The organism is Arthrobacter sp. NPDC058130 (genome assembly GCF_042884475.1).
Lineage (GTDB): Bacteria > Actinomycetota > Actinomycetes > Actinomycetales > Micrococcaceae > Arthrobacter.
The window spans coordinates 102,460-125,404 of the sequence record NZ_JBHVTV010000012.1 but is presented as its reverse complement, the minus strand read 5'-3'; the positions used below and the strand labels follow the sequence as shown (position 1 = coordinate 125,404).

Here is a 22,945-nt window from a genome sequence, read left to right as displayed (position 1 = left end):
CGATGACGGGAAACCGCCCGCCGTCGTCCGCTGTCCTTGAGCTACTTCGTGAGTGCCCCCTCCAACCAGGATCTCAGCACCGGTGCGGGAGCTGCGCCGGCCTGCCTCGCGACGATCTTGCCGTCGACGATGACCATCAACGTTGGCACTGCCTGAATGGCGAATCTGGCGGAGAGCTGTGGCGAGTGGTCCACGTCGACCTTCACAAGTTTGATCTGCCCAGCGCGTTCGTGTGCCAACTGGTCCAGCACGGGGCTCACCATCCGGCAGGGTCCGCACCACACCGCCCAAAAGTCCACCAGTACCGGAACGCCGGACCGTTCGGCGATCTCGCCGAAGTCCTCGTCGCCCGCTTCAACCACCCAGGGAAGCTCCCGGTGGCAACTCCCGCAGCGTGGCCGGCCGTCGGCGACGGCCGGAACGCGGTTGGATTTGCCGCAATGGGGACATTTGATGATGGCCTTGTTCATGCCGTTCCGGCCTCTTCCAGCTCCATCGTGCTGTAGTCAACCACTAGTTCCCCTCCGGCTGCGGTCACCGTGACCACTCCGCCTTCCGCGATGCTGCCACGCAGCAAGGCCCGGCCCACCTGTGTTTCCACCACATGGGAAATGTAGCGGCGCAGGGGCCGGGCTCCGTAGATCGGATCGAAGCCGCGTTCAGCTATCAGAAGGCGCGCATCCTCGGTCAGGTGCAGCTCTATTTGCTGCTCGGCCAGCCGCTGCCGCAGCTGCTGGAACTGCAGATCAACGATGCGTTCGATTTGCGGCAGTCCCAGCGGCGCGAACAGGACCGTATCGTCCACGCGGTTGAGGAACTCGGGGCGGAAATGCGCCCGGAGCTCGCCCATCACCATGCCGCGCGCCTCCTCGGTGATCGCCCCGCCTTCGGCCGAACCCTCCAGAAGATACTGGGAGCCGATATTGGAGGTCATGATGATCACGGTATTGCGGAAATCGACGGTCCGGCCCTGCGAGTCCGTAATCCTTCCATCGTCGAGCACCTGCAGCAAGGTGTTGAAAATGTCCGGATGGGCCTTTTCCACCTCATCGAACAGCACCACCGAGTACGGCTTCCGGCGCACCGCTTCCGTGAGCTGACCGCCTTCGTCGTAACCGATGTAGCCAGGAGGCGCCCCCAGCAGGCGGCTCACGGTGTGGCGCTCCTGGTACTCACTCATGTCCAGCCGGATCATTGCGTTCTCGCTGTCGAAGAGCGCCGCAGCCAGAGCCTTTGCAAGCTCGGTCTTCCCGACGCCTGTCGGACCGAGGAAGATGAAGGAGCCGATGGGCCGGCGGGGATCCCGGATACCGGAGCGGGCGCGGATGATGGCGTCCGACACCGCGCTAATCGCTTCTTCCTGCCCCACAACACGGGCGCGAAGAATTTCATCCAGGTGCAGGACTTTTTCACGTTCGCCCTGCTTCAGCCTTGCGACTGGTATGCCTGTCCAGGCTGCGACGATGTCGGCGATCTCGTCCTCCGTCACAACCTCGCGGAGCAAGCGTTTTTCACCCTGTTTCGCGGTCAGCCGTTCCTCCTCGGCGGCCAGCCGCCGTTCGAGGTCGGCCAATCTGCCGTAGCGTAGCTCCGCCGCCCGGTTGAGGTCGTAGTTTCGCTCGGCTTCCTCGGCCTCCTGGCGCACCCGCTCCAGTTCACTGCGGATTTCCTGCAGCTTGTGGATCGCCTGGCGCTCGGCTTCCCATTGGGCTCTCTTCGCGTCTGCCTCGGCGCGCAGGTCCGCCAATTCACGCCTCAGCTCCTCGAGCCGGGTCTTGCTGGCCGGATCGGTCTCCTTGGAGAGTGCCGCCTCTTCTATTTCAAGCCGCGTGACCTTTCGGGTGAGCTCATCCAGTTCCGCCGGCATCGAATCAATTTCCGTCCGCAGCCGGGCGCACGCCTCATCCACGAGGTCAATGGCCTTGTCCGGGAGGAAGCGGTCAGTGATGTACCGGTGGGACAGGGTGGCCGCGGCCACCAAAGCGCTATCCTGGATCCGCACGCCGTGGAACACCTCCAGCCGTTCCCGCAGCCCGCGGAGGATGGATATGGCATCCTCCACGTCGGGTTCCTCAACGAGGACCGGCTGGAAGCGGCGTTCTAGGGCCGCGTCCGACTCGATGTGTTTACGGTATTCGTCGAGGGTGGTCGCCCCGATCATGTGCAGCTCCCCGCGGGCCAGCATTGGCTTCAGCATGTTCCCGGCGTCCATTGATCCCTCGGTCGCTCCGGCGCCGACGACGGTGTGCAGCTCGTCGACGAAGAGCAGGATCCTGCCTTCTGCCGCCAGAACCTCGGCCAGCACCGCCTTCAGCCGCTCCTCGAACTCGCCGCGGTACTTGGCGCCTGCCACGAGGGCGCTCAGGTCGAGGGAGAAGATGGTCTTGTCCTTCAACCCTTCCGGCACATCCTGCCGGACGATCCGCTGGGCCAGTCCCTCAACAATGGCGGTCTTGCCGACTCCAGGCTCGCCGATAAGCACCGGATTGTTTTTGGTCTTGCGCGAAAGAATCTGGACGACGCGCCGGATTTCCGCGTCGCGGCCGATGACCGGGTCCAGCTTTCCGGTGCGGGCATCCGCCACCAGATCGCGGCCGTATTTCTCCAGCGCCTCGTAGGTCTGCTCCGGCGTTGCCGAGGTGACGCGCTGGTTTCCCCTGATCTGGGTCAGGACAGAGAGGAACGCCTCGCGGGTGATTCCATGCTCGGCCAGCACCCTGCCGGCTGCCGTGGACCGGCCTTCCTCCGCCAACGCGACCAGTAGGTGTTCCACCGAAACGTACTCGTCCTTGAGCCGTTTGGCTTCACGTTCCGCGGCATCGAGGAGTGTGCCGAGCCTGCGGCTCACGTACACCTGCCCCGGCGCTGCCCCCGGGCCGGTGACCTTTGGCTTGCGCCTCAGCTCGGTTTCAACAGCAGCCTTCAACTCATCCACATCCACCTGCATGCCCACGAGCAGGCGCGGGACAAGGCCATTTTCCTGCTCCAGCAGGGCCAACAGCAGGTGTTCGCCGTCGGTCTCAGTGTGCCCACTGCGTTGGGCTATCCGCTGAGCCTCTGCCAAGGCCTCCTGCGACTTTTGCGTCAAACTCTCCATGTTCATCGTGAACCGGTCCCTTCGATCTGCGTGATTTCAACCAGTCGTCGTTCAAGCGAGTCAACCCGCACCAACAGATCGAGTACCAACGGGATTGCCGCGTAGTTCAGCGACAACTCCGAATGGAGTCTCATGACGTGCGCTATGAGCTCCGGGGCCCGCGGGCTGAACCAGGGCCCGCCCGGGGCATCGCCCAGTGGGCGAATCAAATCCAGATCTACGAACCGCATGACGACGTCGGGGTGGACTCCGCTGCTGCGTGCCACCGCCTCAAGATTTAGGCGCCACGGGTAAGCGAGCGCATACACTCGGCTCATCCCTCCTCCCTGGGACTAAAGTCGGAGGCGCTGGCCAGTTTCTCGTACAGCTTGCGCTCCTCCCTGTTAAGGCTCGGGGGCACCATGATCTTGATCTCCGCGTACAGGTTCCCCGGTAATCCACGCGGGTTGGGCATGCCCTGCCCTCGCAGCCGCAGCCGGCGGCCGCTGGAGGAGCCTTCGGGCACGGTGATGGTCACCGCGCCCGCTGGCGCCCTTGCCTTGATCTTGGACCCGAGTGCGGCCTCCGAGGGCGTCACCGGGAGGTCGAAGTAGATGTCCCGGCCTTTAAGCCGGTACCTGGAGTCGGGCTGGATCCGCGCGGTCAGTAGGAGGTCGCCGGGTGGGCCCCCTTCGCGGCCCGTAGCGCCTTCCCCGGCCAGACGGATACGCTGCCCATCCAGCACGCCGGCAGGCACGTCGACGTCATAATTGCGGGTCTCACCGTCCGGCTGGGCCAGCCTGATGGTGCGCTTTCCGCCACGGACAGCTTCTTCGAGGGTCAGCCATAGCTCTGCTTCGTGGTCAGCACCCTGGGCCGGGCCCCCTGCCTGTTGCCGGAACCAGCCCCCGAGCAGATCCTCCCAATCGACGTCGCCTCCCATATCGACGTCGGCGTTGCCGTACCCGCCGCGTCCCGGGCGCGGGCCAGGCCGCGGGCCGGGCCGGGGGCCCCCTGAACCCCAACGCCCGCCGCTGCCCCCCGGGCTGACGCCGCTGCCTGCGTACTGCCGGTAGTCGGCGCCGAACCGGTCATAACGCGTCCTGGTCTCGGGATCCGACAAGGTGTCGTAGGCCTCGCCTATCTCCTTGAACTTATCGGCGGCATCCGGCTCGCGGTTGACGTCCGGATGGTATTTCCTTGCCAGTTTGCGGTAGGCGCGCTGGATTTCGTCGGGCTTCGCTGTGCGCGGGACTCCGAGAACCGAGTAGTGATCCTTAGCCACGGTCCGGGGTCACCGCCCGGCTCACCACGACGGCGGCTGGCCGGAGAGCGTTGTCAGGGCCTCCGTAGCCAGGACGCAGCACGCTTACTAGGGTCCCAGGGGGAACGTCGTCAGTTTCCACCACGCTGACAACCTCATGGACGCGGGGATCGAAGGGGACGTTCTCGGCGTCGATCCGGGGATAGCCCAAACGGGCCAAGGTATCGATGGCCTGTTTCCGGATTGAGGCTATGCCCTCCACGAGCGGGTCCTCCGCCCCCGCCGGTGCGTGGGCCAGGGCCAGTTCGAGATTGTCCAAAATCGGTAACCATGCCAAGGCAACCGCGGCGCGCTCCTGGGCCCGTTGCTGGGTGCCGTCGCGGACGGCGCGCTTCCGCAGGTTGTCGTTGTCGGCCAACGCGCGACGCCACTGGTCCTCCATCTTGGCCAGCGCTTCCGCATGTGCTGCCGCTTCGGTTTCCTTCTCATCGGGTGCGGCCGCCGCTGCCGCGTCACTTCCTGGATGGGCCTGCTCAGCCGGCCCTGCCTGGTCGCTCATGGCCACTCCTAGCCACGATCGAATTCTGCATCGACTATGTCATCGTCATCTACGGCGTTCGACGCTCCGGATTGAGATGCGGCTCCCTGGGCCGCCCCTGCAGTCGCCGCGGAGGCAGCCGAGGCACTCAGCGCCGCCTGCAGTTGCTGAAGCTCGGAGATGAGTTCCCTCGCCGTCGACACCTCCGCCTGGTTGCTGACCGCATCGCGTGCCTGCCCGATCAGCAGTTCCGCCCGGGCTTTGTCGTGCGCCTGGACCGCGTCACCGAGTTCGTTCACCGTCCGCTCAACGCGGTAGGCCACCGCATCGAGCTCGTTGAGAGTATCGATCCGCTCCCGGTTCTGCACGTCCTCGCTCCTGTGGGATTCCGCCTCGGCAATCATGCGCTCGACTTCCTTGGCGTCGAGGTTGGAGCCTTCACTGATGGTGATGCCCTGCTCCTTGCCCGTGTCCTTGTCACGCGCGGTGACGTTCAGAATGCCGTTGGCATCGACGTCGAACGTGACCTCCACCTGCGGTTCCCCGCGAGGCGCCGGACGGATATCGCTCAGCTGGAACCGTCCCAGCACCCGGTTGTCCGCCGCCAGCTCACGCTCGCCCTGGAGGACCACCACGTCAACGGCGGGCTGGTTGTCCTCCGCTGTGGAGAAGACCTCACTGCGCCGGGCGGGGATGGTCGTGTTGCGTTCGATGATCTTGGTCATGACGCCGCCTCGGGTCTCAACACCCAGGGAAAGCGGTACGACATCCAGCAGCAGGACATCGGAGACCTCGCCCTTGAGCACGCCGGCCTGGATCGCCGCGCCGATGGCCACCACTTCGTCCGGATTGACGCTCATATTCGGCTCTTTGCCGCCCGTCAGCCGCCGCACGAGGTTCTGTACGGCAGGAATGCGGGTGGAGCCGCCCACCAGAATCACTTCGTCGATGTCATTGGCCGTGACTTTGGCGTCCGTCATCGCCTGCTGCACCGGCCCCATCGTGCGCTCGACGAGGTCGTGGGTAAGGTCCTCGAAGACGGACCGCCGGATGGTGGTGGTCAGGTGCTTGGGGCCCGTCGCATCGGCCGTAACAAAGGGAAGATTGACCTGCGTCTGGGCGACCGAACTGAGTTCAACCTTGGCCTTCTCGGCCGCTTCGAACAGACGCTGCAATGCCTGGGGGTCCGATCGGAGATCGATGCCGGACTCCTTCTGGAAGTCATCGGCGAGGTAGTCGACAAGCCGGCGGTCAAAATCGTCGCCACCGAGGTGTGAGTCGCCCGCGGTTGAGCGGACCTCCACTACCCCGTCGCCGACGTCCAAGAGGCTCACATCGAAGGTTCCGCCGCCCAGGTCGAACACCAGCACCGTCTCATGCTCACGCTTGTCAATGCCGTAGGCCAGGGCCGCGGCAGTGGGTTCGTTGATGATGCGCAGGACTTCCAGCCCGGCAATCTTGCCCGCGTCCTTGGTCGCGGTGCGCTGTGCGTCGTTAAAGTACGCGGGAACCGTAATAACGGCCTCCGTTATCTTTTCGCCCAACTGCTTCGCGGCGTCGTCCACTAGCTTGCGGAGGACGAGCGCGCTCACCTCTTCGGGTGCGACCTTCTTGCCCTGAACCTGAAAACGCGCCACGCCGTTGTCGTCCGCTACGACGTCGAAACTCACGGCCTTGGCTTCATCCGAGATCTCATCATAGTGCCGGCCGATAAACCGCTTGGCCGACGTGATGGTTCCCTTGGGGTTCAGAATCGCCTGCCGCCGGGCCAGTTGCCCCACAAGGCGTTCACCGCTGTCCGTGTACGCCACAACTGACGGAGTGGTCCGGGCTCCTTCCGCGTTGGGTATGACGCGGGCTTCCCCGCCTTCCCAGACGGCGATCACCGAGTTGGTTGTTCCGAGATCAATTCCTACTGCTTTGGCCATGACTCACTCCGGTCTTAGAGGGCGACCGGTCCTGTGGCGACGTCCGCCCGAAGTTGCACCGCATGACTCCACGCCCAGTCCTGCTGGGCCACGAGGCTCAAAGGGCTTGTCATGGGGCCTTATAGGGTCGAGTCTGCCCTTGGACGCGAGCGACGACATGGCCCCATAGGGTCCAACATGCTCGAGCGAATTGACCTACCAGGACTAATTCACCGGGCGTATCCTCTAAAGCGCTGCAATTATTCGAGGATCGGCCGCCACACATATGTCGCCCACGAACGAGTCCCTCAGCTGCGGAGAGACTGCAGGTCATCGCCCGCGACCGACGCAGCTCTGGCTCGCCTCCGGCTTGCCGGTCCAAAAACGACAGCCGCGCCCTGCTGACCCGGAGACCCGCCTCAACTTGTACGCACGCCACCCGCTTCTGGCGCGGGGATTGCAGACCCCGGCCACGCGGGAGAGCGAAGCGCGCACGAGGTAGCTGAGTTGACCTGGCGGATTCAAATGCGGGCGGCTTTTAGGCGTTCCGGGGCCATGCGGAGGTCACCGCGGTAGAGGAGACTCAACCCGTTACCTATTTCCGTAAACAGCCAGAGAAAGCAACGGGAATCCAATGAATATGAGCAGCGCAACGGCTGCCGAGGGAACGGGCTCGCTCCCAGCGCCGGGACGCAGGAGGGCCTGGTCCGCCGCCCTCGGCGCGGGGTTACTCATATTCGGGTCGGCGTGCACAGGGTCGCCTCCGGCTCCGGCATCACAATCCGCCAGCGCTGGGGGTTCCAGTTCCACAGGGGACCTTTCAGCCGTTCCTAGGATCGTAAGGGAAGTCGAGCCCTCTGTGGTCACGATCGAAACATCAGGCGGAATCGGCAGCGGAGTGGTCTACCGCAGCGACGGCACCATCGTCACGGACGCCCACGTGGTGGAGGACCAGCAAAAGAAGCCGTTCAAGAGCGTCCGGATCCACTTCGCGGACGGATCCCAGGCGTCGGCCACCGTCGTCGGTGTTGACGACCCAACCGATGTGGCAGTGGTGAAGGCTGACCGGGGCAACCTTCCGGCCGCCAAGTTCTCGACGGCGCTTCCCGCAGTTGGGCAGCTGGCGGTTGTTATCGGCAGTCCACTGGGGCTGGAGCAGACCGTCACGGCGGGCATTGTTTCCGCCCTTCACCGCAATGTGCCACCGTCCGAAGGATCGCCCCAGGGGCTTATTGACCTTATCCAGACGGACGCGCCCATCTCCCCGGGCAATTCCGGTGGGGCCGTGGTCAACAGCAGCTCGGAGATCATCGGACTCTCAGAAGCGTATCTGCCACCCAGTTCGGGCGCCGTGTCGATCGGGTTCGTGACTCCCGCGGCCACCGTGACCGACGTAGCGGACCAGATACTCAAGAGTGGAGTTGCCACACACCCGGTCCTTGGAATCATTCCGACCGACATCTCCCCGGAGATCGCAAACCGCTTTAACCTCCCCACAACCTCGGGCGCGCTGGTCATCGCAGTTACCCAAGGGGGACCGGCAGCCAAAGCGGGATTACAGCCAGGTGACATCATCACCCAGTTCGACGGGCAGAAGATCGCCAGTGTGACCGACCTTCTTGCCGCTGTCCGCAAGAAAGAGCCAGGCCAGCAGTCTGACATCGGGTTTCAGCGCGGGCAGGACACAAAATCAGTGAAAGTCACACTGGGCAGCACCGCAACGGCGGGATAAACCCTTTCGTGTGGCCCCGGCCAGCAAGACTACGATTACATCAATTCCAGGAACAGAGGTGTGGCCATGGCCGACCCATTGGCACAACAACTGTCTAAGGGATCAGGAACTGCGTTGATTATCCGGGGCATTGCGGCCGTTCTATTCGGCATTCTGGTTGTCCTCTGGCCCGGTGTCTCCGTACTCGCACTGGTGATCCTCTTCGGAATCTACGCTGTCTTGGACGGCGTAACCAACATCGTGCACTACATCACGCGCAAGAGGCGCCGGTCCGTATGGCAACTAGTGGGCGGCATCATCTCTGTGCTCGCGGGTCTCGTCGCGTTCGTCTGGCCAGACATCACCGCCCTCTCGCTGACAATCGTTATTGGCCTGTGGGCGGTTATGCTCGGCGCCTCCCAAATAGCGCTGGCTATTGAAGTCAAAAGTACTTTCGGGTCATGGTGGCTCTGGCTGATCACAGGTATCATCACCACCCTCTTCGGACTCTTCCTGGTGATTCTTCCCGGCGCAGGCATACTTAGTCTCCTGGGGCTGCTCTCGTTCTTCGCAATTCTCCTCGGAGTACTCCTGATCGCCTCTGGTGTCGGACTGCGCAGGTTGGGCGAAAGCCCTGATACAAGGCTCTCGATGGGCTGAAAGGCGATGACTCGCTGGAGTCGTTGACGGATGAGTGAGGACCTCCGGCTGCACAGTGGAGTTGCCTAGACAACCGCGGAGGCGACCAGGAGGTCCTCATGTCCCACGCCAATGCACCCGTGACGAACCGGACCCCGCAGCGGCTCGTTCGCAAGGTCGTGCATCTGCGCTGGAAGCAACGGCTGGGGCCGGTCGCTAGGGGCAAAGCTGGGCATGCCCGCCTCGACAGTGCATGCGGTCCTGTGCCGGCTGACCCGACTGCACCACGTGGACAAACGCACCGGGGATCCTGACCACCGCCCGCAGTTCCATGAGCGGTGACCGCACCCGATCAGTCAATGCGCTCAACGCTCTGGTACGCAGCAACAATCTTGGCGTCGACGCCCGCAGGTCCCTCACCGCCTCCCAGATCCCGGAGGCCGCTCGTTGGCGGCCCCGGACGCTCACCGACTCAGCGGCAACGATGAACGCGGTTTGACAGACATGGACGAGTCCACAGACCCCACACCGCAATCGGAGGCCACCCGCCCATCAGCCGCCTAACTAACCTGCCTGGGCAGTACACCTTGGCGGTAGAGCTTCTGGCTTGCGGGGCCTAATCCCGGTCAGCCTGATCCCGTCGAACCAGCAGACCGCCTGGATCCCGCCATCGTCTACTTCCCTGCTCGACCCGGATCTCCCGGACGCCACTTGACAGGCCAGTGGGCCGGGTCTACTACTGTGCCTTAACAGGTGCACCCACTCGCCTCGTCCCACGCCGGCGCCCTATGCCGCCGGTCAGTGCCAACGCAATGCTTATTGCCAGCTGTCGCGGCGATGCCGGATCCATGGGCGGACCGGCTTAGGAGGAGGCAACATGATTCGCGGAATACTTGACCCACATCTTGCACAGATTCGTCCGGTGCGGGTCCGCACACCGCAGGGCTGCGAGGAGTGTCTGTCTTTGGGCACTCCGTGGGTTCATCTGCGTTTGTGTCTCTCCTGCGGCCACGTCGGGTGTTGTGATTCTTCACCTATGCGGCACGCCCGGGCTCACGCCACCGAGTCGCATCCAATCGTTCGTTCCCTGGAGCCCGGCGAGGACTGGCGCTGGTGCTATCCCCATGAGGCATTCGTCTAGGGAACCGGCGGGCGCAATCAGCTGATGGAACCTATCGCAGGCTCGACCATGACCGAGACGCCGGACGTCTCGGGCGCTTATCCACGGCTCGGCCAAGCCCAGATCGAATTGTTGGGCCGTGCCGGAACCGTCCGGGTTGTCTCAGCCGGAGAAGTCCTCATACAGGAGGGAGACTTCGACACTGATTTCTTCGTCATACTGCAGGGCACCGTACTGGTCGTGGAGGGGCTGCATGCCGCCGGGAGCAGACAGCCTGCTGAGGTGGACCCAGGCACGCGGATCCTCGAAGTTCATCGTCCGGGACGGTTCCTTGGGGAATTGGGCCTGGTCGAGGGGCAACCGGCCTTTCTCAGCACTGTGTCCGCTGAGGCAGGAGAAGTGCTCCAGATCAGCGGGGATGATTTGCGCCGCGTGGTGCTGACGGACGCCGAGGTGGGCGAGACCATCCTGCGGGCCTATCTTCAGCGCCGGATCCTGCTGATCAGCTCGGGCGCGGGCATCCGCATCGTTGGATCCCGTTTCAGCCGTGACACCGTTCGCCTCTTGGAATTCGCTGCCGCGAACCGCCTGCCCCACCGGTTGGTCGATCTGGAGAACGACGAACAGGCCGAGGCCATCCTGGACCGGGCCGGGATCCTTGCGAACGACCTGCCCGCAGTGGTGCTTGGCGCCTCGCGGGTCCTCAGAAACCCTTCAAATGCAGATCTGGCCGTTGCCATGGGCTTACGGGCTGTGAAAGAGCATTCGGCCTCCTACGATCTCATGGTGATCGGGGCCGGGCCGTCCGGCTTGGCGGCTGCCGTTTACGCGGCATCCGACGGGTTGTCGGTCCTCCTTAAGGAAGGCCACGCGATAGGTGGGCAGGCCGGCACGTCGCCGCGGATCGAGAACTTCCTCGGCTTTCCCGCCGGGATCTCCGGCGGGGAACTCACTGAAAGAGCGATCATTCAAGCCCGCAAATTCAGAGTCCAGATCAACGTTGCCTGCCGGGCACGCACCATCGAGTTGAGGGACGGCGAGTTCCGAGCCGAGTTCCACGAGAGCGGGCCTGCCACATCACGGGCCGCGCTCCTTGCAACCGGGGTTCGTTACCGCCGACTGCCAGTCCCGGGGCTGGAGGAATTCGAGGGGATCAGTGTCTTCTACGCCGCCACTGTCCATGAGGCCAGGCTGTGCGGGTTGCAGCCGGTGACCGTCGTCGGCGGCGGAAACTCTGCGGGACAGGCCGCGCTGTTCCTGGCTGGCACGGCAGCACCAGTGCGGCTGGTGGTGCGCGGGGCGGACCTCCGCGCGGGCATGTCGGGGTACCTCGCGGAACGGATCGAAGAGCACCCGGGCATAGAGGTGTTGCTGGGGGCCAACATCGTGGGCGTGGACGGTTCAGGCGTCCTTGAACGGATCGTCGTCGATCTGGGAGCCACAGGCGAGCAGCGCATCTTCGACTCCCGGTACCTCTTCATCTTCATCGGGGCCAAGCCGCACACAGAATGGCTGCAGGGCACCCTCGCCCTGGATAGCGACGGCTTTGTTCTCACCGGGGCTGATCTCGAGGACCTTCCTCCTGGGTTCAGCCATCTGGGACGCAGACGGCTGCCCTTGGAAACCAGCGTGCCCGGAATGTTCGCCGCCGGCGATGTTCGGCATGGATCGGTGAAACGTGTAACGGCTGCCGCCGGTGAAGGCTCAACAGCAGTGGCAATGATCCACGAGCACCTACGCCTCCTCCGGGATGGTCCGGCGCGCGTTGGAGTGAGGGACGGTGAACGTCCAGCACAAGGGGCCGGCAGGCTATGACGGACGACGCCCGGCACCAATTTCGAGATTTTCAGTCAAGTCGCCGCGGCCAATAAGTTGTGCCTCGCCGATATGGATGATCGAATCGCAGATCCGGCTGGAGGCCAAGAAAGCCTTTGTCTGGCGTTGATATCTGCGTCGCGTGCCTCCGGCCAGATGCGGTGCCGTAAATACAGGGCCTGTCGACCGCGCAGGGGCTCAGTCGTCCTTACTGCGCCCACACCTGCTGGCGGCCGAGGAACTGGACGATGCCGTGGAAGCGTCGATTACGTCCCGAAATGCCGTTGAGCGACCAGCGCTGACGGCAATCCGCAGGGACATGACGAGAGCTTAACAATGGCGATATACGGGCGTAGTTTTGGTGGTGTTGGTATGCCGATCCCTGCCGTCGAGGTTCATTTTCAGGACGGCATACCGTGGGACCCGAAAATGGTCGATTCTGGACTCCGTGATCGGGACAAGCGGCTTGAGCCGAATCTCGATCACAGAGGGCAACGGATTACGGTCTGCCCAGGCTTGTATCCCTTGGATGGTCCCCTTTGCCGTGGACAGAGACGAGGATCAATATGTTCGATCAACGTGTGGCCGAGGAAATCCTCAACACGGCCGCGCAGGCGGTGTCGGGCATGTCGTTCTGTGAGGTCAAGGACCGTTACCTCGCGGTGAATGGCCAGTTGGACCCCGTCCCCGAACGCCCGGCGTTACCGCAGGATCAAGACGTCCGGCACCTCAACGGCCGGGACTCCGTTCTTCCCGGCGAAAGGGCGGGCTGGCGATATGCACTGTTCACCGTTGCCGCCGGTGGCGAGCTGAACGGGTGTCTGGTGCTGTCCGCCGCCTGCCCTCCGGATCTCCCGCAGCTGATGCAGCTCCGGACAGTTGCGGGGACGACGGGAAGGACTCACGTTAGGGGATCCTCAGGGCAACTCCCGAATGACTCAATTAGTCAGCTGCTCCGCCGTGACGACATGGATCAGCGTATCCTGTCCCTCTCAGCGACGGTACTTGAGCTTGAAGAACAAGCCAGGATCCGGGATGCCTTGGACGAGCGCGCGACTTCCGACCTCGGGGACAATGAGTCCAAGGACGGCAGCTTGGCGGAGGTGCTTTCACGGCTGACGGGCCGGCCCATCTGTATTGAGGACGCGTTCGGGCATATCAGGGCGGCGGCTGGGATCGGGTCCAGCCGCCCTTACCCCAGGCTTGGCGCGGCGGCCAGGTCGCGGACTGCGCAGCTCTGGCTTGCCTCCGGCTCACCAGTACGCGAACCGCGAAGGCTCGTTGCCCTGGCCCTGTCGCACGGCGAGGTGCTGGGGGCTATTTGCATGCTGGAAACCGACCGGCCGGTCACAGCCAGCAACGTCTTCGCTTTGAAGTATGCCACGCGGCTGTTGGAGGTCGAGTTGTCGCACCGCCGGAGCCTGGCCCGGCTGGAATTAAAGCTGGGGCGCGACCTCGTGGACGAACTCGTGTCCGGAATGGATGGCGCGACCGCAGGCATTCGCACCGAGGCATTGGGATATGACATCAGTGGTCCGCAGCACGTCATCGTGGCGGAGTGGCAGCCGCCAAGAACTGACGATACCGTGGTGGTGGCACTGCGCAGGACGTTCCTAGAGCTCCGCACATCCGCGCTCGTTTCACGGCGCTCGGACATGGCTGTTGCCGTGGTCCGTGGAAGTCCGTTGGGCGCCGAGGTCTTTGCCGTTGTCGCCAGGATCCTGCGAAGTGCCACCGGCGCCATGGGCATCGGCGGTCCAAGCCTGGATGTCGCCCAGATTCCGCGCTCCTTCTCGGAAGCCCTGCACGCGCTGCACATTCGGGCCGGTTCAAGCGATCGCTACGGCGTCACCCGCTTTGATCAACTGGGGATCTACCGCATCTTGGACCCAGCTGGGGGCGAACCGGATCTGGCCGGCTATATCGACGAGTGGCTCGGCGCCCTTCAACGCGCCGACGACAACCGGGGGTCTCACCTGGTGCAAACCCTGGCCCAGTATCTGGACCACGGCGGCAACTATGACAGCACGGCCCAGAGCCTGACCATCCATCGAAGCACTCTGCGTTACCGCATGAAGTCCGTCCGGCAGATCACCGGCTTCGACCTTGCCGATCCCGAGACCCGACTAAACCTGCACGTCGCAACGCGCGCATGGCGCCTTCGTCCGCACGGCGCCCCGTTTCACGTCCCATAGCCAGGCCTCAATCGGCCGCATCGCCGCGGTCAGCGGGGTGCCGGTAGACCCGCCGGATTCGACTGCGGGCAGCTTCCGGACAGGCGGGGCAATGCGGCATCCATGGCGGGCAGAGGAACTCTCAGGTGAGGCCGCGGCCGGTAGACCCTGACCGAGCGAGCACGGGAAGCCGGCAGCACCACGAACCGCGGCGGCCCGGAGCGCACCCGACGGAGTCAGGCATCGGGAACCGGTGTCCACGTCGACGGAGACATCCAGTTCGCTGGTCATAGACACGGAACCATAGGAGGCCGGGCGTGCCGGACAGTTCGGGCGACGTAAACCGTATCAGCGCCCGTACCTTGGGCGTGCTCGCCGAACCGGAGGTCACAGCCGAGTTTGCTGAGCGCAACGGCCGCGAAGTGGTCCATCTGCTCAACCTTGCCGATGAGCGCCACGACTGGTCCGTGGTGATCGAATACCAGGATTTTACGGCGGGCAATGGGTTGGCGCCGATGCTGGACTCCATGGCGAAGCACCGGATCCGCCGCGGATGGGATGTCATGGTCTGCTTGACCGATCTTCCGATTCGTTTCGAGGGCCGGACTGTGGTCGCGGAAGTTGCGCTCGGGGAGCCGATTTCCCTGGTTTCCTTGCCCGCGCTCGGTGCCGTCAACATCGACCGCCGGGTCCGCACTGCCGTCGCCGACCTCGGCTGGGCGATGCACCGCCACTTCGATCCCGAGGATGACGCCGGGGCATTCGGTCCGCCCTCGCTGCACCAATCGCGGCACATCGAGACCGCTGTTCTTGACGACGGGCCGATTGGGTTCCGTTACGTCTCAGCAACCCGCCTCGGCCGCGGAAGGTTGCTGGCGGGCATGCTGCGGGCGAACCGTCCGTGGCGGCTGGCCCTCGGATTGAGAAGCGCAATGGCAGCCGCGATCGCCACAGGCGCCTTCGCGCTTGTCACTAACACAATCTGGCAACTCGCTGACCTGCTGGGGGCGCCGAGACTGACGTTGCTGATGGTCCTTTCGATCAGTTCGATGGTGTTCTGGATCATCACCCAACACGATCTGTGGGAAAGCCCCCGGCGCGACGATCCGCTCGAACGGTACAAGGCTTCCTTGTATAACACTTCCACAGTGTGGTCGTTGATGATCGGCGTTGTGATCAGCTACATCCTGCTGTTCGTGGCCGTGCTGCTGGCCGCGGCGTTCACTATCGACGATGTCTTATTGGCGCTGACCCTGCAACATCCGGTGAATGTTTGGGACTTTGTGGAAGTCGCCTGGATGACGACATCGGCGGCGCTCATCGGTGGTGCGTTGGGCTCGGGATTCGAGTCAAAGGACGACATTCTTCGGGCGGCGTACGGCCAACGGGAACGCCATCGTCGCCAGTCGGTCGACGAAGGCGAATAATCCGGCCTTGCCGGAGGCGGGCCAGCCTGTCCTTGTTTCGTTTCTCCCACGGTCGCCTTCACGGTGGCGCCCGTGGTGTTTCGCCGCCGGCTCTCTCCCGACCCTTCCGCGAGTCGGTTGCGGGTGTGGGCGAGGGGGTAGGAGTGGGTCGGTGCCGGTTTCGATGATGTTGCGCCATACGTGAGGCGGTCAACGATCGCTGCGCAAGGCGTGGGTGGGTGAAGGTTTTGGTCCAGCCGGGGAAATGATTCGTTTGAGGCGATGGCGAGGGAGTTCTTTAGCTCCCTCCGCCAATTCGGTCAGGGGCTAGGGGGTCAGCGACTCCCGCAGTTGCTGCAGCGCAACACGCACGCCGGTCTCGGACCAGTGGATCTCCCTCACATTCATCCCGGTAAACTCTTTCACCGCACGGCGCATGCTTTGCACGTTGGTAAATCCGCACGACGCCGCAATTTCTGCGTAGGTGATCCTTTGGGCGTCGGCCCGAAGGAGGAGCTCCAGCGCTTTGCGCGTTCTCAAGGCGCGTATACGCTCGCCCAAGTGGAGTTCTTTATTCTCGAAAAAGTAGAACAGGGAACGACGGGAGAGGTTGAACCTTTCGGCGACCCTTGAACCGTGCGCTATCCGCCCGAGGCGCCGTTCTCCTAGGACTCCATGAGGTTGTGGTAGATGACGGTGATGCCTTTCAGCGACCACCGTGGCGAGCAGCAGTCCATAATGAGTGCCAGCTGCTCCTTGTGCCCACTTTTCCCCGAACGGGCTAGGCCACCGCCTCCAGGGCTGCAGCGATGGGCTGGCTGCCGTCGCGGAACCCGATAGTCCGGCCGATTGCGGCGGGCAGCTCCAGGACGGCCGCAGCGACGAGGGCGACGTTGGCGCGGGCGGTTTCGGCAGCCTGCCAGGGCTTGTTGACGTGGACGTCTATCAGGCCGCTGCCCGGCTTGTCCGTGAGCGCGCCGGGGCCGAGGATGGTCCAGCCCAGGCTGGTGCCGCGCAGGTAGGAGTCAGCGGCAGCCTTGGCCTCCGCGTAGTGGAAGAAGGGGTTGTCCCGGGGCACTCCGTGGTCCGGTCCGGCTCCAAGATAGGACACCATGACGTAGCGGTCGACGCCGGACTGGGCAGCAGCGTCCATCGAGCGGATCGCGGCGTCACGGTCCACGGCGTAGGTCCTCCCGGGGTTTCCGCCGCCGGCACCGGCCGACCATACGACGGCGTCGTGACCCGAGAGCGCCTCGGCGATTTCGGCCGTCGTCGCATTCTCCACGTCCAGGACGAGTGGGGTGGCGCCGGTTGCCGCGACGTCGGACGCGTGTTCGGGGTTGCGAAAGATGGCGGTGACCTCCTGCCCGTCCGCAGCCAGGACTTTGGAGAGTTCCCTAGCCACTTTTCCGTGGCCGCCGATGATTGCGATTCGGGTCATGGACCCATTCTGTCCCACGTCCGGGCATCCCGGCACCCTTTGCGCGATCAGATTCGGCGGCGTTGCTCCAAACAATTGACTTTGCCGGGCGGCCTGGCGTCCAAAGTGATAGCGCAAGCGGGTTATGTGGCATTGATTACGACGTCGTCGTTATCGCTGTCGCCCACCTGCCGAGGGTGCTCCGCGCCCAGGTGCAGGCAGGTCAGGGTCGTGAACCCGGTCCCGACCCGGTGGCTGGAGTAGAGGAGCTTGCCGTCGAACCAGACCTGCACGTTGGAGGCGGCACCGTTGGCAGGCCCCCCGGACAGGTCGAGGGCTTTCTGCAGCAGCGCGCGGAAGGTGGATGCGGCCAAGGCCGGCGCTTAGCCATTGCGACCCCGATCGGGTCGGCCAGGTTCCTCAGTCACGCCGGGCAGAACCCGCCAACAAGTCGCGCACGGTCATGCGCTTACCCGGGTAAGTGGCCATGAACAGTCGAGACATCAATGAGTGCAAGCCAGCCACGGCAACCCACTCCCCCTGCCAGCGTCACGTAATGCAGGGCCAGCGCTCCCGGGGCCTAGTCCTCGCGGTCGATCTCCAAGTAGCTGAGGCCGCTCAGGTCCAACCAATAGTGGGTTGGTGTTTCCACCAATCTCAGCAGCACGCCCTGGCAGTCGCGGCACCGCACCACGATGCCGGGCGCGTCGGTGAAGACCATGGCCTCGCCGAATGCCCTGACTGAGCCGCAATGCCTGCAGCGTCCGAGCGCCGCGATGATGTCGATGCGGAACACTTCGGACAGGGCGCCGGCCGTGGCGTTGCCGTCCACGTGCGGGATCGGGTCATGGGCTGATGCTGCAATGTCCTGGTCTTCCGAGTCCGGGACAGCAAAGTCGTCGGCGCCGCTCACCGGATACCTCCCGTCCCGCCAAACCGTTCGGTCTTTATCGAGCCCGGCGCATAGCCCGCCATCACCAGCCAGTCCGCAACGGTCTCCACGAAAACCGTTTGACCGCAGACAAACACATCCGGATTCTCCTCAGGTGGAAAGATCTTGCCCAACAGGGTGTCCGACGTAAGCCGCGCCGGCGGGACCGGCCAGCCCTCCGGCGTCGAACGCGTATAGACGTAGTCGACCATCAACTTGGCTGATTCCTGATCCAATCGGCGCAGCTCGTCCCGGTAAAGCGAAGTCTCGGGGGACTTGAGGGAATAAAGCAACCTGAAAGGGGACGCGTTATCGGAAGCCTGATGGGCCCGGATCATCGACATCAGTGGCACCACACCGGATCCTCCCCCGATCAGCTGCACCCGGTTCCCGCTGCTGGGCCGCCAGACAAACCAGCCGCCCACCGGCCCCCGGATTTCCAACCGGTCCCCGACGGCCAGGTCCCGGACAAGGTAGGGCGACACTTCGCCGTCGGGCAGCTCGTCAACGGTGATTTCCAGATGCTCATCCGTACTCGCGGATGCCACCGAGTACGAACGGATCGCGGTGTACCCGTCGTCGGCGGTGAGGCGGATGTCAATGTGCTGGCCGGCCAGCTGTCCCATCAAGCCATCCACGCGCAGCCGAATGGTCCGGGCCGTGGCGTTTTCCGGGGCCCCGCCAACCACTTCAGCGACATGCCATGCCGTGCTCACAGCAAGTGCCTCACGAGTACCGCTCCTCGCGCCAGGGGTCCCCGTGAAGATGGTAGCCATTCGATTCCCAGAAACCCGGAACGTCCTCCCCTGTCAGTTCCACGCCGTGGATCCATTTGGCGCTTTTCCAAAAATACAAATGCGGCACCAGAAGCCGCGCCGGTCCGCCGTGGGCCCGCGCAAGCGGTTCGCCATCGAATTCCCACACCACCCACGCCTTGCCGCCCAACAGATCCCACAGCGGAACATTGGTTGTGTAACCGCCAAAGGAATGCGCCGTGGCAAAGTCGCTGGTCGTTTCGACGTTTTCAAAGAACGTGTCCAGCGAAACGCCACGCCACACCGTTCCCAGTTTTGACCAACTGGTCACACAGTGAATGTCCTTCGTGATTTCCTCCTGCGGCAAGGCCAAGAATTCATTCCACGACCAGGAGAGCCGCCGGCCGTTCTCCATGGTGATGAAAAACTCCCACTCGCCGATGGGGATAAGCGGAGCAGGCCCCGCCGTCAGGACGGGAAAGTCCTGCGTTTCATGCTGCCCGGGAGGCAGTGCAGGATTCTCCGACCGCCGTCCACGGAAACCCGAAGAAATGATACCCATGATGCACCTCCGCAGTGGAGCTCCACCCGGCCCAACGGCCGTTGATGCCCCAACCATAGGGCAACGTCCGGGCGTGGTCTAGGCATCAACGGGACCCAGCCAGGACGCCGAACGAAAACCAGGGCGTCGCACTGCGTCGAGTGCCGTTTGAGGCACCTCTGGACACCTCCATAGGCCCCATCTTTCAAGTCCAATGCCCTACCGTTGATGTCCACACTCCTGACAGGCGGTTTCAATGACCTGCCGGAGGCTCAGTGGCTCGGCCCTGCAGGGTTCGCGCGCTGCAGCGATGCGGGCCGGATCTTTCGTTAGCGAACCGACACTACCAACTAGCCAACACCAGTTTGATGCACCCAGAGAAATGCCGCAGTCCTCACGGCCCGGAGAATCGTGTCTGCTGAGCGCCGTCATTCCGCCCTGAGTCTCCGCGCCCGCGGGCCTCGCGGATCAGGCCGGACGTGTTGCCCGCGGCAACCATTCCGGCTGATCCGCGCCCATCGGCTGCAGCACGGTGGTGGTGAATCCCTGCGGAAGTGAAGAGAATTCGATCTGATCGGTCATTCCCTGGTAGGTGCCGAGCGGGGTCTTCGCGGTGAACAGCTCGGGCGGGATGGCCGTGTGTTCCGAGGTGCTTCCCGCTGTGGTGGCAGCGAACTCCTTGTCGAAGATTCCCAGGGAGATCAGCCAGAGACAGACGCGGGTGAGTGAGACCCGGACGCGGTAGGAGCCGCCCTCGACGGCTCTGCGGCGGAGCGCCTCCAGTACCCCGACCGTGCCGAACCAGCCGACGATGTTGTCGACGATGGGCAGCATCGGTGGCATCTTGGGGTCTTCGAGGGTGCCGCCGAGAGCGAAGATCCCGCTGACGCAAGCACCGATCTCGTCGAATCCCGGGCGGGTCGCCCACGGCCCCTCGGCGCCGTGCAGCAGCACCTGCGCATGGATCAGACCCCGGTGGCCGACGGCGACTTTGTCGGCGGTCAGGCCGACCTGCTCCAGGTGGCCGGGGTGACGGTTGGAGAAGAACACGTCCGCCTCCCGCAAGAGCTCGTCCAGCTTGGCACGATCATCGCCGGTATCGGACAGGTACGCCGACCGCATGCCTACCTGTGTGTCCCAGTAAAACATTTCGACCTCGCTGTCGTCGGGGCGCCACACGTTCAGGACATCGGCCCCGAACGATGCCAGGTCCCGGCCGATCCCGGAGCCAGCGATGACATGCCCCATTCCCAAGGCCCGGATGCCTCCCAGCGGCGTTGACGCACCGGCTGCCAGCGGCTGCGGGTCGCCGTCAGCGATCTTCTCGACGGAAATCAGCGGCATGTGCTGCAGCACCTGCTGGTACTGCTGCTCCTGGAAGAACTCCTCGGTCGATCGCACCTTGGCGATGATGATGCCGGCATCAGCGGCCGCCTCCTCGAGCTCATCGGCGTCGCGCTTCGCGATGGCCTCGTGGATCGCCTTGGCGTTGTCCGCGCAGTCCAGGAACGTCAGGGCCTTCTGGTGCAGCCCCGGGTAGACATTGAGCGCAACCACATGCCGCCCGTCCCTGGTCGCCCGGAAGAACGGCACTTCGCCAAACGGGTTGTACTTGTTCCACTTGAGCGATGGCGGCCGGCCGTTGATCTGTTCCCAGCGCCCGTCCGCGAATCCGGAGAACCGCTGGAACGCCCTCCGAATGTCGATGGCGATGTCCTGGCCGCTGCCGCCGCGGTCGCGCCAGATCGCTGAAGCAGCAACACCCTTGGCGCCGAGTGCTACCGCAGCCGCAGACGCGAAAAGGAACGGACTGGCGATCAACGGGTCGGCTCCGCCGTAGAAGCGCACGTCCCCACCAGCGTCCTGGACGCTGAGACCGACAGTGCCGAGTACATGGTCGAGGACTGCGGTGAAGTCGAAGTCGGTAGAAGTGAGAGGGTTGTTGACGCTATGCCTGATCTGGTCGGTGAGGCCCGATGTTGGTGTTCCCTTGCCGTTGGCGTTCATTGCTGGTCCTTTCCTAGATGCGTCCGCGTTCCGTTAGACAACCGGGCCTACCCGCCTCCGCGTCGCGCCCGTGATGATCTGGGTGGGGGCTGTTTAGGCCAGGCCGAACATCAGCCACGCCTGGTGGGCGGCCCAGCCCGGGTACAGTCGGCCCATGGCGTCGAACAGCTCCCTGTCTTCGGAGGTCTCCTGCTTCAGGCGGCTGAAGTCGGTGAGGTAGCGCTTCGTCCACCCGATGGCCTCCGGCGTGTCAGGGGCGCCCGGTTTCTTGTGCCCGGCGACCGCGGTCTTCGGGTTCAGCGCCGCCAGCCGGTCCAGCGCACCAATCCAGTTCTCGCCGATCTCGGGGGTGAGCTTGGCGACGTACTGGTGGCACTGGTTGTAGAGGACGTCCCCGCCGACGACGAGGTCAATCGAGGGCACGTACAGGGAGGTGCTATCGGCGGCGTCGGTATGGCCCTGCTCGATGATGCGCAGTTCGTGGCCCTCCACGTGGAAGACCTCCTCCGGGTAGGGCTCGGGCAGCGTGATCGCGGCCGGCAGTTGGCCGGGCAGGAGCTTGCGGTAGACCGCCACCGGCTGTGCGCGCGCCAGCTCCACCGACTTCGGCGTGGCGATGGCGCGCGCCCCGGGGAAGTGGTGCAGCAGCACACTCAGACCCCCGAAGTGGTCGAGGTGACCGTGGGTGATGTAGATCGTCGTGAGGTTGCGGTGGTGAAGCTTGACCCAGGCGGCCAGCGCCTCAGCCTCGGCGACGGTGGTGAGCGGGTCCACCAGGACCGCGTCGCTCTCGCCGTAGATCAGCGTCGAAGTCATCGGGTCCCAGGCCATCGGCGGCCCGAACGGCCGTGGCCTGTCCCCCACCACAGGCTTCTCCGGCGCGGCGAAAACGTTGAAGCCCAGCTCGGATGCCATGTCGATCGATTCCTCTCCGTGACCTTCACCGCTCCCCCCGGTGTTAATGCAACTGTTCCTCCCAGTCGGCAGGCACCCGTGAGGCCGGGCCCGGGGCCGTCTGGTCCAGCGGATGATGTGCCGGGGGTGCCAGTTCCGGGCCGTCAAAATAGGTGGAGCTGCGGTGGTCCCCGAACCAGTCCTCACCTGGCCCGAAAGTGCGGATGGCCGGGTGCCGCGTGGAGCGGGCATGTGCGGTGGCGTGCCGGGACGGCGAATTGTCGCAGCCGCCGATGTGGCCGCACCGGGCACCCCGCCGCAGGTGCATCCACCAGCCGCCGTCGGCTTCGCATTCGACGCAGCCGGTCCCGTTCGGCAACACCGAAACCTCGGTGCCGGAGGTATCGCCTATGGCCGCCCCCTCGCTCGGAGAAGCGTGGAACAAGGCCAACTCTACGCCGGCCGGCACGCCCAAGGGAGGGGGCGGCCCTACCGGCCGCGGGCAGGCGGATGCAGCAGCCCGCCGGAGATCCGTCTCGAGCGCAGCGCGGTCCGCGCCTGCCTTCTCGCTCCCAAGCCTGCCGTTGGTCAGACCGCTTCAATCAGGTCGGCATGATGAGCTTCTGCGACGTTCGGATGGGCACGGAGGCGGTATCGAAGGGGCCGTCGGGCGGAGGTCTGAAGGATCCGCGCGATGAGACTTTCCCTGTGTCAACCTCCACCCGCCGAAAAATATTGTTCCGCGTT

21 protein-coding genes are annotated in these 22,945 nt (G+C 64.3%); 6 read left to right on the top strand and 15 right to left on the bottom strand.

Annotation, left to right across the window (positions count from 1 at the left end; all coding sequences use genetic code 11):
- Positions 1 to 41: 41 nt before the first annotated feature.
- From trxA to dnaK, 6 genes are read right to left on the bottom strand one after another with little or no spacing between them, the layout of a single operon-like run.
- Entirely contained in the window at positions 42 to 470 is a 429-nt protein-coding gene (gene trxA, locus ACFVTM_RS18315) for a thioredoxin (RefSeq protein WP_390205263.1), read from the bottom strand.
- A complete protein-coding gene (gene clpB / locus ACFVTM_RS18310; protein ID WP_390205261.1) occupies positions 467 to 3,103 on the bottom strand; it encodes an ATP-dependent chaperone ClpB in 2,637 nt (878 codons plus the stop codon). The genes trxA and clpB overlap by 4 nt, the downstream gene beginning before the upstream one ends.
- Complete coding sequence (locus ACFVTM_RS18305) at positions 3,100 to 3,414, bottom strand: chaperone modulator CbpM (RefSeq protein ID WP_390205259.1); 315 nt, start codon at positions 3,412 to 3,414, stop codon at positions 3,100 to 3,102. Before ACFVTM_RS18305 ends, clpB begins: the two co-directional genes overlap by 4 nt.
- On the bottom strand, positions 3,411 to 4,361 hold the full coding sequence (locus ACFVTM_RS18300; RefSeq protein ID WP_390205257.1) for a DnaJ C-terminal domain-containing protein: 951 nt from the start codon (positions 4,359 to 4,361) through the stop codon (positions 3,411 to 3,413). The genes ACFVTM_RS18305 and ACFVTM_RS18300 overlap by 4 nt, the downstream gene beginning before the upstream one ends.
- On the bottom strand, positions 4,354 to 4,899 hold the full coding sequence (locus tag ACFVTM_RS18295; RefSeq protein ID WP_390205255.1) for a nucleotide exchange factor GrpE: 546 nt from the start codon (positions 4,897 to 4,899) through the stop codon (positions 4,354 to 4,356). The genes ACFVTM_RS18300 and ACFVTM_RS18295 overlap by 8 nt, the downstream gene beginning before the upstream one ends.
- A gap of 8 nt (positions 4,900 to 4,907) precedes the next feature.
- Positions 4,908 to 6,806 (bottom strand): molecular chaperone DnaK, encoded by a 1,899-nt coding sequence (gene dnaK / locus ACFVTM_RS18290; protein ID WP_390205253.1) that lies wholly within the window; start codon positions 6,804 to 6,806, stop codon positions 4,908 to 4,910.
- 838 nt (positions 6,807 to 7,644) lie between these two features.
- On the opposite strand from dnaK, the gene ACFVTM_RS18285 reads away from it, so the two are divergent.
- From ACFVTM_RS18285 to ACFVTM_RS18260, 6 genes are all read left to right on the top strand, one after another.
- A complete protein-coding gene (locus tag ACFVTM_RS18285; RefSeq protein WP_390205251.1) occupies positions 7,645 to 8,517 on the top strand; it encodes a S1C family serine protease in 873 nt (290 codons plus the stop codon).
- 66 nt (positions 8,518 to 8,583) lie between these two features.
- The gene (locus tag ACFVTM_RS18280) at positions 8,584 to 9,156 is read left to right on the top strand and encodes an HdeD family acid-resistance protein (RefSeq protein ID WP_390205250.1); all 573 of its coding nucleotides are present in this window, start codon (positions 8,584 to 8,586) and stop codon (positions 9,154 to 9,156) included.
- Positions 9,157 to 10,012: 856 nt separating this feature from the next.
- The gene (locus tag ACFVTM_RS18275; protein ID WP_390205249.1) at positions 10,013 to 10,276 is read left to right on the top strand and encodes a UBP-type zinc finger domain-containing protein; all 264 of its coding nucleotides are present in this window, start codon (positions 10,013 to 10,015) and stop codon (positions 10,274 to 10,276) included.
- Positions 10,277 to 10,300: 24 nt separating this feature from the next.
- Complete coding sequence (locus ACFVTM_RS18270) at positions 10,301 to 12,070, top strand: FAD-dependent oxidoreductase (RefSeq protein WP_390205248.1); 1,770 nt, start codon at positions 10,301 to 10,303, stop codon at positions 12,068 to 12,070.
- A gap of 566 nt (positions 12,071 to 12,636) precedes the next feature.
- On the top strand, positions 12,637 to 14,265 hold the full coding sequence (locus ACFVTM_RS18265; RefSeq protein ID WP_390205246.1) for a PucR family transcriptional regulator: 1,629 nt from the start codon (positions 12,637 to 12,639) through the stop codon (positions 14,263 to 14,265).
- Between the two features lie 296 nt (positions 14,266 to 14,561).
- Positions 14,562 to 15,671, top strand: coding sequence for a hypothetical protein (locus ACFVTM_RS18260; RefSeq protein ID WP_390205245.1), 1,110 nt, complete (start codon positions 14,562 to 14,564; stop codon positions 15,669 to 15,671).
- A 306-nt stretch (positions 15,672 to 15,977) separates the two neighbouring features.
- On the opposite strand, the gene ACFVTM_RS18255 is transcribed toward ACFVTM_RS18260, so the two are convergent.
- The 9 genes from ACFVTM_RS18255 to ACFVTM_RS18215 form a co-directional block, all read right to left on the bottom strand.
- Complete coding sequence (locus tag ACFVTM_RS18255; protein WP_390205243.1) at positions 15,978 to 16,367, bottom strand: helix-turn-helix domain-containing protein; 390 nt, start codon at positions 16,365 to 16,367, stop codon at positions 15,978 to 15,980.
- Between the two features lie 64 nt (positions 16,368 to 16,431).
- On the bottom strand, positions 16,432 to 17,091 hold the full coding sequence (locus ACFVTM_RS18250; protein WP_390205242.1) for an SDR family oxidoreductase: 660 nt from the start codon (positions 17,089 to 17,091) through the stop codon (positions 16,432 to 16,434).
- Positions 17,092 to 17,213: 122 nt separating this feature from the next.
- Complete coding sequence (locus ACFVTM_RS18245; RefSeq protein WP_390205241.1) at positions 17,214 to 17,444, bottom strand: hypothetical protein; 231 nt, start codon at positions 17,442 to 17,444, stop codon at positions 17,214 to 17,216.
- Between the two features lie 206 nt (positions 17,445 to 17,650).
- A complete protein-coding gene (locus ACFVTM_RS18240) occupies positions 17,651 to 17,983 on the bottom strand; it encodes a DUF6510 family protein (RefSeq protein WP_390205239.1) in 333 nt (110 codons plus the stop codon).
- Positions 17,980 to 18,717, bottom strand: a complete 738-nt coding sequence (locus ACFVTM_RS18235) for a ferredoxin reductase (RefSeq protein ID WP_390205237.1) — start codon at positions 18,715 to 18,717, stop codon at positions 17,980 to 17,982. Before ACFVTM_RS18235 ends, ACFVTM_RS18240 begins: the two co-directional genes overlap by 4 nt.
- A 10-nt stretch (positions 18,718 to 18,727) precedes the next feature.
- Entirely contained in the window at positions 18,728 to 19,318 is a 591-nt protein-coding gene (locus ACFVTM_RS18230) for a molybdopterin-dependent oxidoreductase (protein WP_390205236.1), read from the bottom strand.
- 447 nt (positions 19,319 to 19,765) lie between these two features.
- Positions 19,766 to 21,304 carry a CoA transferase gene (locus ACFVTM_RS18225; RefSeq protein ID WP_390205234.1) on the bottom strand — a complete coding sequence of 513 codons (1,539 nt, stop codon included), beginning with the start codon at positions 21,302 to 21,304 and terminating at the stop codon, positions 19,766 to 19,768.
- Positions 21,305 to 21,397: 93 nt separating this feature from the next.
- Positions 21,398 to 22,219, bottom strand: coding sequence for an MBL fold metallo-hydrolase (locus ACFVTM_RS18220; protein WP_390205233.1), 822 nt, complete (start codon positions 22,217 to 22,219; stop codon positions 21,398 to 21,400).
- A gap of 43 nt (positions 22,220 to 22,262) precedes the next feature.
- A complete protein-coding gene (locus ACFVTM_RS18215) occupies positions 22,263 to 22,643 on the bottom strand; it encodes a UBP-type zinc finger domain-containing protein (protein ID WP_390205232.1) in 381 nt (126 codons plus the stop codon).
- Positions 22,644 to 22,945 lie beyond the last annotated feature (302 nt).